Origin of the sequence: Acidaminococcus nyctereutis (assembly GCF_052216985.1) — a bacterium.
Taxonomy (GTDB): Bacteria; Bacillota; Negativicutes; order Acidaminococcales; family Acidaminococcaceae; genus Acidaminococcus; species Acidaminococcus fermentans_A.
In genome coordinates this window covers 1-14,114 of record NZ_JBQOUY010000023.1, presented here as the reverse complement: position 1 = coordinate 14,114, position 14,114 = coordinate 1, and the positions used below count along the sequence as shown (strand labels likewise).

The following is a 14,114-nucleotide window of genomic DNA, read 5'->3' as shown; positions in this document are numbered from 1 at the left end:
GTCAGCACTTTTTCCGTATGATATAATGAAAGAGATTCTGAAAGAAGAAGGAGAAACCATTATGCCTTTTGAAATCCATGCTCCTTTTGCTCCGGCGGGAGACCAGCCGGAAGCCATCGATGCCCTGGCCAGAGGGGTGGAGGAGGGACTCCACACCCAGGTGCTGCTGGGAGCTACGGGGACGGGGAAAACTTATACCATTGCCCAGGTGATCCAGAAGGTCCAGAAGCCCACCCTGGTCATTGCCCATAATAAGACTTTGGCAGCCCAGCTGTGCAGCGAATTCAAGGAATTCTTCCCCAACAATGCGGTGGAATACTTTGTTTCCTATTATGATTACTATCAGCCGGAAGCCTATATCCCGGCTACCGATACCTATATCGAAAAAGACTCCTCTATGAACGATGAAATCGACAAACTGCGGCACTCGGCCACCTCTGCCCTGATGGAACGGCAGGATGTGATCGTGGTGGCATCCGTATCCTGCATCTATGGCCTGGGCGGGCCCAAGGACTATTACGACAGTGTCCTGTCCCTGCGCATCGGCCAGACGGTGGAACGGGATGCCATCCTGGAAAAACTGGTGAAGATCCGCTACGAACGGAACGACCTATCCCTGGAGCGCGGCAAGTTCCGGGTCCGGGGAGATGTGATCGAAGTGGTTCCCGCCAGCTATGGGGAAAAAGCCATCCGCATCGAACTGTTCGGGGATGAGGTGGACAGCTTGGAGGAAATCGATGTGCTCACTGGCCAGGTGGTGGACAAACGGACCCATGTGGCCATTTTCCCCGCCAGCCATTATGTGACCAGTGACGAAAACCTGGAACGGGCCCGGAAAGATATCCGCCGGGAACTGAACGAACGGCTGAAGGTGCTGAAGGGGGAAAATAAGCTCCTGGAGGCCCAGCGGCTGGAACAGCGGACCAATTATGACCTGGAGATGATGCAGGAACTGGGTTACTGCAGCGGCATCGAGAACTATTCCCGCCATCTGACGGGACGGAAACCCGGGGAACCGCCTTTTACCCTGGTGAACTATTTCCCCAAGGATTTCCTCACGGTGATCGACGAAAGCCATGTGACACTGCCTCAGCTCCGGGCTATGTATGCCGGAGACCGGGCCCGGAAAGAACAGCTGGTGAAATATGGGTTCCGGCTGCCCTCAGCCATCGATAATCGGCCCTTGACCTTTGATGAATTCCAGGCCCAGAGGGGACAGATCATCTACGTATCCGCCACCCCCGGACCCTATGAAATGGAAACCACTGACCAGGTGGTGGAACAGATCATCCGGCCTACCGGACTCCTGGATCCCCAGATCGAAGTGCGGCCTATCAAGGGGCAGATCGATGACTTGCTGGGAGAGATCCACAAGGTCACCGGCCAGAAGGAACGGGTACTGGTGACCACTCTGACCAAGAAGATGGCAGAGGATCTGACGGAATACTTGACTACGGCTGGAATCCGGGTCCGCTATCTCCATTCGGATATCGCTACCATTGAACGGGCGGAAATCATCCATGACCTCCGGGCTGGGAAATTCGATGTGCTGGTGGGCATCAACCTGCTCCGGGAAGGACTGGACATGCCGGAAGTGAGCCTGGTAGCCATCCTGGATGCGGATAAGGAAGGATTCCTCCGCAGTGATACGGCTATGATCCAGACCATCGGCCGGGCAGCCCGGAATGCCCACGGCCGGGTGATCATGTATGCAGATACCATCACGGGATCCATGGAACGAGCCATCAGCGAAACCAATCGACGCCGGAAAAAACAGGAAGCCTTTAACCAGGCCCATGGCATTGTGCCCAAGACCATCCAAAAGAAAGTAGTGGAATTGATCAAACTGACCAAAGTAGAGGAAGAAGATACTTCTACCAAAGGGTATACGGCCAAAACCGTGAAAAAACTGAAGCCCAGGGAGTTGGAGAAACAGATCCGGTCCATGGAAAAGAAAATGAAAGAAGCAGCCAAACAGCTGGACTTCGAGCTGGCAGCGGAATACAGGGACCAGCTGATATTGCTGAAAGGAGAGCAGCGGAAAGCTCATGAATGAAGATGCCATTGTAATCCAGGGAGCGCGGCAGCACAACCTGAAAAATATATCCTTGAAGATCCCCCGGAATAAACTGGTGGTGATCACCGGTCTGTCCGGTAGCGGGAAATCCTCTCTGGCTTTCGATACAATCTATGCGGAAGGACAGCGCCGGTACGTGGAAAGCTTGTCCGCCTATGCCCGGCAGTTCCTGGGACAGATGGACAAGCCGGATGTGGACTATATCGGCGGTCTTTCTCCAGCCATTTCCATCGACCAGAAGACCACTAGCCGGAATCCCAGGTCCACAGTAGGGACCGTGACGGAGATCTATGACTATCTCCGTTTGCTCTTTGCCCGGATCGGGATCCCCCACTGTCCCAAGTGCGGGAAGGTCATCGAGCGCCAGTCCCCCCAGCAGATTGCCGACAAAGTGCTGGAACTGCCGGAAGGGACGAAATTCATGATCCTGGCGCCTGTGGTCTGGGGCCGGAAGGGAGAACACAAAAATATCCTGGAAAGCGTCCGCCGGGCTGGCTATGTCCGGGTGAAGGTAGACGACCAGATCTTTACCTTGGATGAGGAAATCCAGTTGGACAAGAAGAAGAAACACAATATCTCCGTAGTGGTGGACCGGCTGGTGGCCCGTCCCAGCCTAGGGAGCCGGCTGACGGATTCACTGGAGACCGCCCTGAAGCTGGGGGAAGGCACCGTAGCCATCGAAGAGATCGGCGGAGAGACCCATGTGTACAGCGAGAAGTTCGCCTGTGCGGAATGCGGTATCAGCCTGCCGGAAATCGAACCCCGGCTGTTTTCCTTCAACGCACCCTATGGAGCCTGTCCGGACTGCATGGGCCTGGGACAGCATATGGAATTCGATCCGGATCTGATCATCCCGGACAAGACAAAGCCCTTTGACCAGGGAGCCATTGCGGCAGTCAGTGCCAATGTGAAGTCCTATTTCCTCTGCCAGCTGGCGGCAGTGCTGAAGAGCCGGGGGTTCTCCCTCCAGAACTGCTGGAAGGATCTGCCCAAGAAATTCCAGCAGGAACTGCTGGAAGGGATTCCCGATGAGATCTTCACGTTCTCCTACCAGAACCTTATGGGAGAGATCAACGACCACAATACGCCTTTCGAAGGGATCATCCCAGTGCTGAAACGGCGTCTGAAAGAGGCTATGAGCGAAAGCCAGCGGCTGGATTACGAATCTTTTATGACGGCCATCGAGTGCTCCACTTGCCATGGGGCCCGGCTCCGCCCGGAAGTCCTGGGGATCACGGTAGACGGAAAGAATATCCAGCAAGTCTGTCAGATGCCGGTACGGGAATGTCTGGCCTTCTTCAACGGGCTGCAGCTGTCGGAACGGGATGCCTTCATCGCCAAACAGATCTTGAAGGAAATCCGGGCCCGGCTCAGTTTCCTGAACAATGTGGGACTGGACTACCTGACACTGGACCGGGCGGCAGCCACCCTCTCCGGCGGGGAAGCCCAGCGGATCCGGCTGGCCACCCAAATCGGGTCCGGCCTGGTAGGGGTGCTATATATATTGGATGAACCCAGTATAGGGCTCCATCAGCGGGACAATGACAAGCTGCTGGAAACCCTGAAGAATCTCCGGGATATGGGGAATACCCTGATCGTGGTGGAACACGACGAAGACACCATGCGGGCAGCGGACCAGATCATCGACATCGGACCGGGGGCCGGGGAAAACGGCGGCTATGTGGTGGCTCAGGGTACGGCGGAAGAAATCAGCCAGGTGCCGGAATCTGTCACTGGCCAGTACCTCAGCGGGCGGAAAAAGATCCCGGTGCCCGCTGTACGGCGGAAAGGAACAGGCAAGAAGCTCACCATCAAGGGAGCCAGGGCCAATAACCTGAAAAATATCGACGTATCCATCCCTTTGGGAACCCTGACAGTGGTCACTGGGGTCAGCGGCAGTGGCAAGAGCACTTTGATCAACGATATCCTGTACAAGGCCCTGGCTAAGAAACTCATGGGGACCCGAGAGCGGCCTTTGGCCCATGATCGGATCACGGGGAGCCAGAATATCGATAAAGTCATCAACATCGATCAGAGTCCCATTGGAAGGACTCCCAGGTCCAACCCTGCCACTTATACGGGCACCTTTGACTTGATCCGGACTTTATTCAGTACTACCAACGATGCCAAGCTCCGGGGCTATAAGCCGGGACGGTTCAGCTTCAATGTGAAGGGCGGCCGCTGCGAAGCCTGCCATGGGGACGGGATGCTGAAAATCGAGATGAACTTCTTGCCGGATGTGTACGTGCCCTGCGAAGTATGTAAGGGCACCCGCTACAACCGGGATACACTGGAAGTCCGGTACAAGGGGAAGAACATCGCAGAGGTCCTGGATATGACCGTCAGCGAAGCCTGCCTGTATTTCAGCAACCAGCAGCGGATCTTCCGGAAACTCCAAGTGTTGGAAGATGTGGGCTTGGGCTACATCCGACTGGGCCAGGCGGCTACGACCCTGTCTGGGGGAGAAGCCCAGCGGGTGAAGCTGGCCACGGAACTGGCCAAGGTGAATACGGGCAAGACCCTCTATATCCTGGATGAACCTACCACTGGTCTCCACATGGCCGATGTACACAAATTGCTGGAAGTGCTCCAGCGGCTTGTGGATGCAGGCAGTACAGTGGTGGTCATCGAGCACAACCTGGATGTGATCAAGAGCGCCGACTGGCTCATCGATCTGGGGCCGGAAGGGGGCGACCGGGGCGGCACGGTGATCGCCACCGGGACTCCGGAACAGGTGGCACAGGTGCCGGAATCCTATACCGGACAGTACGTAAAGAAGGTCCTGGTATGAACGAGGCCATCAAAGAGACCTTAGCGGTGCTGCCCAATGCGCCGGGAGTCTATATCATGCATGATGCCACCGGCAAAGTGATCTATGTGGGGAAGGCTGTGATCCTGAAGAACCGTGTGCGCAGCTATTTCCGTCCAGCCAGTCAGGTATCCCCCAAAGTCCGGGCCATCAACGCCCATGTGGCTTCCATCGAGACCATTGTCACCGCCAGTGAGATGGAAGCCCTGATCTTGGAATGCAATCTGATCAAGAAATACCGGCCACGGTACAATATCGACCTGAAAGATGACAAGACCTATCCGTATCTGAAGATCACCGTAGGAGAAGCCTATCCACGGATGGTGCTTACCCGGCGGGTGCTCAAGGACGGGGCCCGGTATTACGGACCTTTTGCCGATGCAGGGGCCCTCCGGGATACCATGAAGCTGATCCGGACCATGTTCCCTCTGCGCCACTGCCGGAACCTGAATGCCAAGAGGCCCTGCCTCCAGTACCATCTCCACCGATGCCTGGCTCCCTGTACAGGGAAGGTACCCATCAGCGAATACCGGCAGATGGTAGAGTCCGTCCTGCTGCTCCTGGACGGGAAAGTGGCCCAACTGGAAAAAGAACTGACCGCCAAGATGCAGCAGGCTTCCGATAATCTGGAATTCGAAGCAGCAGCCCGGTACCGGGATTCCCTCCTGAGCGTCAGGAAACTGGCGGAGAAGCAGAAAGCCACCACGGAAAGCGGTGACCGGGATGTAGTGGGGCTTGCCATGGACGACAGCGGGGTCTGCATCCAGGTGTTCTTCATCCGCAGTGGGAAGATCCTGGGCCGGGACAGCTTCTTCCTGGACCAGGAAATCGGGGAGCCGGGAGGAGAAGTGCTGGCCGATTTCCTGAAGCAGTACTATCATGAGAACCATCGGCCTCCCCGGGAAATCTTGGTCAGCGAAGGGCTGGCAGACAGTGACAGGACCCTGCTCTCCCAATGGCTCAGCACCCTGAATGAGAAAAACGTGGAACTGCTGGTTCCCCAGCGGGGATTGAAGCATGACCTGGTGCTCATGGCCATGAACAATGCCAAAAAGAATCTGGAAGAGCGGCTGCGTCGGGGCCAGGCTTCTGGACAGACCGGGTTGGATGCGGCGGAACAGCTGCAGAAGGCCTTGGGCCTTACAAAGCCCTTGGAACGGATGGACTGTTTTGACATTTCCCATAACCAAGGACGGGAAACAGTCGCCTCTATGGTGGTATTCCGGGACGGAGTCCCCTGCAAGAAAGACTACCGACGGTACAAGCTCCAGTCAACCGAAGGCAAGCCCGATGACTTCAAATCCATGCAGGAAGTGGTCTACCGCCGGTATCGGGATCTGGAGGATCTCCCCAGCCTGATCATCATCGATGGGGGGAAAGGGCAGCTCAGTTCGGCCTGTGAGGTGATCCGGGGCCTGGGCATCAGCAGCAGCGAGGTGCCGGTAATCGGACTGGCCAAGCGGGAAGAGGAAATCTTCAAGGAAGGGGCTCATACCAGTATCCTGCTGGACAAGATGTCTCCTGCTCTTCATTTGATCCAGCATATCCGGGATGAGGCCCATCGGTTTGCCATCACCTATCATCGGAAACGGCTGACCCGGCGGAACCTGGTTTCTGTGCTAGACCATCTGGAAGGGATGGGGCCTAAGCGCCGGGCAGCCCTGTGGAAACGGTTCGGTTCCTTGGACGCTATGCGGCAGGCCTCAGTAGAAGACTTGGCCGCAGTGGACAGCATGAACCGGGTGGTGGCTGAACGGGTCCACGGATTTTTGCAGGGGAATGTACTCCAGAAAACGGAACTGCTGGAGAACGGCACAGGGAATCCAGATAAGAAAAAATAAAATATTCTTATCAAATAATTTTTATCAAAAAATTATTTGATACCTATTGCTATCATAGGGAACCTTTGGTATAATCGAGGGCGAAATCACTAATAAACCGTAGGGGGATAAAACAATGAAAAAATATGTATGTGAAGTTTGCGGTTATGTGTATGATGAAGCTGCTGGTGATCCTGAACACAACATTGCTCCTGGCACCAAATTCGAAGATCTGCCGGAAGACTGGGTTTGCCCCATTTGTGGCGTAGGCAAGGATCAGTTCTCTGAAGAAGCCTAAAAAAAGAAGGGGCTGTCGCACGAAAGCGGCAGCCTTTTTTTGTTAGCAGGAAATAGGAGGAAACGTATGCCGTTGAAAATGATTGCCATGGACCTGGACGGCACCCTGCTGGACCAGGAAAAGAATATCGCGCCGGAAGACGCAGAGGCTGTGCGGGAAGCAGCGGCGGCCGGATATTATGTGACTTTGGCTACGGGACGGATGTACCGTTCCGCCCTGCCCTATGCCCAGGAACTAGGTTTGAACCATCCTCTTGTGGTCTACAACGGAGCTTTTGTGAAAGATCCCCTCAGCGGGGAAGTCCTTGGGAATTGGCCCCTTCCGCTGGAAACAGCCCAGCCTTTGCTGGATGATTGTTTGGAACGGGGCATCTACATCCAGGCCTATGTGGAGGATCGTCTGTGGGCTCCTCAGGATTGTGAAGAAGTCCGGTTCTATGCTCATTTTGCCAGAGTCCCCTATGAAGTTCAGCCGGAAGCCATCCGTGCCCTGCCTCAGGCACCCCATAAGCTGCTGGCCATCACGGATCAGGTCGAAAGCCTCCGTGGTGAATTGGAACGGCGATATGCCGGGAAAATCAAGATCGTCAGTTCCTCCAAGGGATTCTTGGAAATCACAGCGCCCGCTACCAACAAATGGCATGCACTCCAGGCTCTGGCCGCCCGGGAGGGAATCCGGGAAGAAGAGATCCTCTGTGTAGGAGATTCAGACAATGATCTGGACATGATCGCCCATGCAGGGATGGGAGTGGCCATGGGAAATGCCAACGAAGCAGTGTGCCGGGCTGCCAAGGTAGTCACCGCTCCCAATACCAGGAATGGTGTGGCCCGGATCATACGGACTATCATGACTCAGCAGATCGAAGTCCCGAAGTAAAGAACCAGTACATGCCTTTACAGAGACTTTTTGCCCATTGTATAATACAACTGTTCTAAACTTTTAGGGGGTGGAAGGCCAATGGCGAGAACTTTACTCATCACAGGGATGTCCGGCGCGGGGAAGACGCAGGTAATGCGGACGCTGGAAGATCTGGGCTATTTTTGCGTGGACAATCTTCCCCCGACATTTATCCCGAAATTCATCGAACTGTGTCTCCAGAATAAAAATGGAGGAGCGCAGCTTGCCCTGGTGGTGGATATCCGGGGCGGCAAATTCTTCAAGGACCTGAATCAGGTATTGGATCAGCTGAACCAGAGCAGCATGCCTTATGAGCTGGTTTTCCTGGATGCAGATGACGGTACATTGATCCGTCGCTACAAAGAGACCCGGCGCCGCCATCCGCTGGCGGGACATAATGGCCTCAGTGCAGATATCGCCCGGGAACGGGAAATACTCAGCCAAATCAGGAAACGGGCCACTACCATCATCGATACTTCCAAAACGACGACCAAAGAACTTCGCCGGAAGATCATCCAGCTCTTTGGCAAAGGGGGGGAATTGCCTCCTATGAATATCGTAGTCCAGTCTTTCGGCTTTAAATATGGGCTTCCCCTGGACTGTGATATGGTCTTCGACGTACGCTTCCTGCCCAATCCGTTCTATATCCCGGAACTGAAGAACCTATGCGGCAATGACCAGCCGGTAAAGGATTATATCCAGGATAAGCCAGTGACCGGGGAATTCGAAGAGAAGCTGTTCGCTCTGATCCAGTTCCTGCTGCCCCAGTATGTCCAGGAAGGCAAGAGCCAGCTGATGATCGGCGTAGGCTGCACCGGCGGACGGCACCGGAGCGTGTTCATCGCCAACCAGCTGGGCAGCTTCATTGAAAGATGCGGCTATGGGGTGCAGGTCATCCATCGCGATTTGATAAAGAAATAGGTGAATGCGTATGAAATGGATTAAGTGGTTGTACCCGGGGCTGAACCTGAAACGATGGCTGTTCCTTTTTGCTTTCGGTGCAGTGCTGGCTTGCGTGGGCGTCACTTTAATCTTCAATTATCAGTTTGTGGGTCTTTTGGAAGCCTTGGTGCTGCAGTTCATCAATTCTGTGGGCGGAGAGTACTACCAGTCTACCATTACCGGGCTGGGGGCCTTCAGCGTGGTACTGGGGATCCTCTGCATGCTCCTGGGAGCCACTCATGTGGTGAAGACCATCATCAATGCGGTGATGCCGGGAGAGAAGGAATCTCTCCGGGAGCTGATCTTTACCCAGCAGAAACTGGATAAAGGACCCAGCGTAGTGGTCATTGGGGGGGGGACGGGTCTTTCCGTCCTGCTCCGAGGGATCAAGCTGATCACCAACAACTGTACGGCTGTGGTGACTACGGCTGATGATGGGGGATCTTCCGGCCGGTTACGGAAGGAACTGGGCATCTTGCCGCCGGGAGATATGCGGAATTGCCTGGTAGCCTTGTCTGATACAGAACCGCTGATGGAAAAAGTCATGCAGTACCGGTTCAAAAGCAGCGCTCTCAGCGGCCATAACCTAGGGAATCTCTTTATCGCCGCTATGAGCGATGTGGAGGGCGGGGATATGGAAAAGGGCATCGCTGCCACTTGCGAGATCTTGAAAGTGCGGGGCCATGTGTGGCCCAATACGACGGACAATATCCAGCTGAAGGCCCAAATGGATGATGGGAGTACGGTGGTGGGAGAAAGCTCCATCACCGCTTCGCCTCATAAGATCCTCCGGCTGATGACGGAACCGGAAAATCCTCGGGCGTCCCAGCGGGCAGTGGATGCCATCCTGAAGGCTGATGCCATCATCCTGGGGCCGGGCAGCCTGTATACCAGTGTCCTGGCAAGTTTGATCGTGCCCGGGATCCGGGATGCGGTGATCCAGTCCAAAGCTGTCAAGATCTACGTGTGCAATGTGATGACCCAGCCTGGAGAAACCGATGACTATGGAGCTTATGAACATGTCCAAGCCCTGATCCGGCACATGGGCTGCCAGTGCTTGGATTATGTGGTGGTCAACGAGCAGAAAGCTTCTCCCGATATCCTGGCAAAATATGAGAAGGAAGGCGCCATGCCCGTTTCTCCGGATGTAGAGAAAATCGAGAAACTGGGAATCGACTGTGTACCGGCCAAGCTGCTGAACAACAGCGACCTGGTCCGGCATAATCCGCTGAAGCTGGCCAAGACCATCATTGCCCTGATTTACCGGTTAAAGCTGTTTGGCAAGGGCATCCGGTTCTTTGATTATTTCTTTGCCCGGCAGACCATGCAGGAACTGCGGAAACACGCCAAAAAGGAGTCCTGACCCATGTCTTTTTCCCATGATGTAAAAAATGAAATCGCACGGGCAGAAGGAGAAGCACACGACTGTGAACAGGCCGAACTGTTCGGACTGTTGCGGATCAGCGGCTCTGTTTCCCTCAGCGGGCGGAAAGTGGGGATCCATTTCACCACGGAAAATGCGGCTTTGGCCCGACGAGTGCTGCGGCTCTTGAAAAATAATTTCCCTGTGCAGACGGAAGTCATTGTGACCCGGAGCAGGAGACTGAAAAAAAATAACCGGTATCAGGTCCATGTGCTTCCCTCCGATGAAGCCAGAGCCGCGCTGAGCCGGCTCCATTTGCTCTCTCCTCTGGAGGAAGGAGGGAATGTCCTGCTGAAAAAAGAGGGGGAACGCAGGGCTTTTCTCCGGGGTGTATTCCTGGCCGGGGGATCTGTGAACAAGCCTATCAGTGATTATCATCTGGAATTGATCTGTGACAGCCTGGATATGGGCCAGTTCATCCAGAAAATCATGAAAGGATTCAGCCTGCCGGCCCGGATCGTGGACCGGAAAAATTCTTATATCGTGTATCTGAAGGAAGGCAATGCCATTGCTTCCTTCCTATCCCTGATCGGAGCCCCTCATTCCTATTTGGAATTTGAGAATATCCGGGTCCTGAAGGATATGCGCAACAAGGTGAACCGGCAGGTGAACTGTGAGACGGCCAATCTGAACAAAGTGGTGCAGACGGCTGTTCGGCAGCTGAACGCGATCCGAGTCATCGAAGAATCGGTAGGGCTGGCCACCCTACCGGAACCCCTGCAGGAAGCAGCCCGGCTCCGCAGGGATCATCAGGATCTTTCCGTGGGGGAACTGGCCGCTCTGACAGAGGACAGTGTGGGAAAATCCGGGTTCAATCACCGGCTGAAGAAGCTGGAACAGTTAGCAGAAAAATTGAAGGATGGGGAGCAATGAAAAAACTGATCATTTTTTTGGCGATTGTGGCAGCATTATGTGGATTTGCCTATGGGGGATATGAATATGTGAAGCAGGATTTTCCGCGGTTCTGTGAAGAGACCGTGCCAATCTTTGCGTATCACAGGGTAGAGCCGGGTCATGATGATCCGTATACTATGCCGCCGGAACAGTTCGATTTGCAGATGAAATACCTGAAACAGGAAGGGTGGAAGACCATTACCCTGGCGGACTATGTGAAAGGGCGGAAAGAGGGCCGTAAATTCCACAAGGAATGCGTACTGATCTTTGATGACGGATATCTGGACAACCTGACCTATGCGGCTCCCATCCTGAAAAAATACGGCTTTGTGGGGAATATGTACATGGCTGTGAAGTACGAAGGATGGCCGGGCTATCTGGATTGGCATCAGGAGCATGAACTACTGAAATATGGATGGGCTCTGGGATCCCATACCTTTAACCACAAACCTCTCGAAAGCATGACACCGGAACAGGTGGAATATGAATTGACCAGTTCCATGCAGCATATGCGGGGAATCTATAATCCGCCGGAAGGCCTTACCTTCTCCTATCCCAACGGCTCTGCCAGCGATGCCATTGCGGCCCAGGTGAAAAAATCCGGCTATATTGCTGGAGTGGACGGCCGTGTAGGTGTGAATACGGATAAAACAGATCTCATGCGGCTGCGCCGGGTCAATGTGTTCCAGAATAAACCGGAGAACCTGGGATGCTTCCAGTATGATCTGAAGCGGGCTCAGATCCAAAGCTATATCGACCAGACCGGTATCGATTCCGATTGGGTCATCCATCAATACTATGTGATCCGGACCAAACTCCATCTGTAAGAAAGATAGGAACGGTTGAAAGGCTTGCGTTCTTTTAGAAAAACAGATACAATGGATTATAAACCAGAAGATAGGGAGGAATCGACGATGGCAAAGAGAATCAAAACTGTGAATAAAGAAATGCTGAAGAAGACCCTGAGAACCGGCGGCTGCGGCGAATGCCCGGCATCCTGCCAGTCTGCCTGCAAGACTTCCTGCACGGTAGGCAACCAGGTTTGCGAAAAAGCATAATCCAGTTATGCGCGGAAGCTCCCTGCATGCGCAGGGAGCTATTTTCTTGTATAAGAAGGGCGGATAGAAAGTTGATCCATAGAATGCATCTGGACGACAATTATGTGGTCCTTGACGTGAACAGCGGCGCCGTGCACATCATCGACGCCATGATTTATGATTTGCTGGGGTTTTATGACGGCACCAACGCCGAAGGGACGAAAGCCCATTTCGCTGGCAAATATCCGGCAGAAGATATCGATGAAGTTTTGGAAGAACTCCAGGAACTGCAGAAATCCGGGCTGTTGTTTTCCCCGGACTTCCCGGTGCCGGACACCTTTTCCGATGAACCGGTGCTGAAATCCCTGTGCCTCCATGTGGCCCACGACTGCAATCTGCGGTGCGGTTACTGCTTTGCAGACACCGGGGACTTCGGAGGACATCGGGCGCTCATGAGCAAGGAAGTGGCTCAGAAGGCCATTGAATTTGCCATTGCCGGAAGCAAACAGCGTCACAACCTGGAACTGGACCTGTTCGGCGGGGAACCTCTGATGAATATGCCTGTAGTGAAGTTCATTGTGGACTATGTACGTCAGCGGGAAAAAGAAACTGGGAAGAACATCAAACTGACCCTGACCACCAACGGCACCCTGCTCACCGATGAAATCGTAAAGTATCTGAATGACAACCGGGTGATGCTGGTGCTGTCCCTGGACGGCAGCAAAAAGACCCATGACAATATGCGTCCCTATCCGGGTCATATAGGGTCCTATGATGCAGCTGTAAAGGGCTTCCGGAAAGTCATCGAATCCCGCCATGGGAAGAACTACTACTTGCGGGGGACCTATACCCATTACAACACCCATTTCTGTGATGATGTGCTGGCCATGCTGGATGTGGGTTCCGAAATCTCCATGGAACCGGTGGTGGGCACCACCGAACCCTGGGTGCTGACGGAAGAAGACTGGCCCACCCTGGACAAAGAATATGAGAAACTGGCCCGGGCCTATCTGGAAAAGAAACGGGCCGGTGTACCCTTTGACTTCTTCCACTTCAACGTGGCTCTGGACAATGGTCCCTGCGTGGCCAAACGACTGGCAGGCTGCGGTGCCGGCCATGAATATTTCGCCATTACCCCCGAAGGGGACATCTATCCCTGCCATCAGTTCGTGGGCCGGGAGAAATACAAGATGGGAACCCTGGATACGGGCATCGTGAAAAAGGACATGGTCCAGTATTTCCGTCACATGCATGTGATGAAAAAAGAAGACTGCCGGACCTGTTGGGCCCGGTTCTTCTGCAGCGGCGGCTGCCATGCCAATGCGGATCTGACCAACGGCACCATTGAAAAACCCTATGCTTACGGGTGTCGGATCCAGAAAAAACGGCTGGAAATGGCCATCATCGTCCAGGCTCTCCTGACGGAAGATATGAAAGAAGGCGGAGAAGACCGTCGTCCGGTCATCGACAACTTTAAATTCCAAGTAGAGAAGAAGTAAAAACGTCATACGTCAGTCATCATAGGTCATACGCTTTTGAAAAGCAATTTTGGGAATTGCTTATGATTCAATGTCTGGGATACCCGGCTTCCATTAGCGTATGACTTATGACATATGACGTATGACAATTTTTTTAGATTTTTGTTGACAAAAATCTACTCCCGTGATATTATAATTAAGTCGCCGATGAGCGATAAGGTTAGAACCCTGAAAACTGAATATTGTTGACAGATGTGCGGGTCAAGTCACCTTTACGGTGATGAGATCGAGTCACCTGGATGACAACCAGGATAAAAAATCAAAGCTAGTTTTTCGAGAGCCAAGCGGCTCTTCAAAATACTCTATTTTGGAGAGTTTGATCCTGGCTCAGGACGAACGCTGGCGGCGTGCTTAACACATGCAAGTCGAACGGAGAACT

At 53.8% G+C, this 14,114-nt stretch carries 11 protein-coding genes and 1 rRNA gene; all 12 read left to right on the top strand.

Features of this window, described 5'->3' with window-relative positions; all coding sequences use genetic code 11:
• Positions 1-61 precede the first annotated feature (61 nt).
• On the top strand, positions 62-2,056 hold the full coding sequence (gene uvrB, locus ACTUHY_RS10045) for an excinuclease ABC subunit UvrB (protein ID WP_442827617.1): 1,995 nt from the start codon (positions 62-64) through the stop codon (positions 2,054-2,056).
• Complete coding sequence (gene uvrA, locus ACTUHY_RS10040) at positions 2,049-4,868, top strand: excinuclease ABC subunit UvrA (protein WP_442827616.1); 2,820 nt, start codon at positions 2,049-2,051, stop codon at positions 4,866-4,868. The genes uvrB and uvrA overlap by 8 nt, the downstream gene beginning before the upstream one ends.
• Positions 4,865-6,727 (top strand): excinuclease ABC subunit UvrC, encoded by a 1,863-nt coding sequence (uvrC, locus tag ACTUHY_RS10035; protein WP_442827615.1) that lies wholly within the window; start codon positions 4,865-4,867, stop codon positions 6,725-6,727. Before uvrA ends, uvrC begins: the two co-directional genes overlap by 4 nt.
• Before the next feature lie 115 nt (positions 6,728-6,842).
• Entirely contained in the window at positions 6,843-7,004 is a 162-nt protein-coding gene (gene rd / locus ACTUHY_RS10030; protein ID WP_071142263.1) for a rubredoxin, read from the top strand.
• Between the two features lie 66 nt (positions 7,005-7,070).
• The gene (locus ACTUHY_RS10025) at positions 7,071-7,880 is read left to right on the top strand and encodes a Cof-type HAD-IIB family hydrolase (RefSeq protein ID WP_442827614.1); all 810 of its coding nucleotides are present in this window, start codon (positions 7,071-7,073) and stop codon (positions 7,878-7,880) included.
• An 81-nt stretch (positions 7,881-7,961) separates the two neighbouring features.
• Complete coding sequence (gene rapZ, locus ACTUHY_RS10020) at positions 7,962-8,822, top strand: RNase adapter RapZ (RefSeq protein ID WP_442827613.1); 861 nt, start codon at positions 7,962-7,964, stop codon at positions 8,820-8,822.
• Between the two features lie 10 nt (positions 8,823-8,832).
• Entirely contained in the window at positions 8,833-10,206 is a 1,374-nt protein-coding gene (locus ACTUHY_RS10015; protein ID WP_442827612.1) for a gluconeogenesis factor YvcK family protein, read from the top strand.
• 3 nt (positions 10,207-10,209) lie between these two features.
• Entirely contained in the window at positions 10,210-11,139 is a 930-nt protein-coding gene (gene whiA, locus ACTUHY_RS10010; protein WP_442827611.1) for a DNA-binding protein WhiA, read from the top strand.
• Positions 11,136-11,987: a polysaccharide deacetylase family protein gene (locus ACTUHY_RS10005; protein WP_442827610.1), complete on the top strand. Its 852-nt coding sequence runs from the start codon at positions 11,136-11,138 to the stop codon at positions 11,985-11,987. Before whiA ends, ACTUHY_RS10005 begins: the two co-directional genes overlap by 4 nt.
• A gap of 87 nt (positions 11,988-12,074) precedes the next feature.
• Positions 12,075-12,218, top strand: a complete 144-nt coding sequence (gene scfA, locus ACTUHY_RS10000; protein ID WP_071142269.1) for a six-cysteine ranthipeptide SCIFF — start codon at positions 12,075-12,077, stop codon at positions 12,216-12,218.
• Positions 12,219-12,301: 83 nt separating this feature from the next.
• Positions 12,302-13,696, top strand: coding sequence for a thioether cross-link-forming SCIFF peptide maturase (gene scfB / locus ACTUHY_RS09995; protein WP_442827609.1), 1,395 nt, complete (start codon positions 12,302-12,304; stop codon positions 13,694-13,696).
• A 343-nt stretch (positions 13,697-14,039) separates the two neighbouring features.
• A 16S ribosomal RNA gene (locus tag ACTUHY_RS09990) occupies positions 14,040-14,114 on the top strand; the annotation flags it as partial.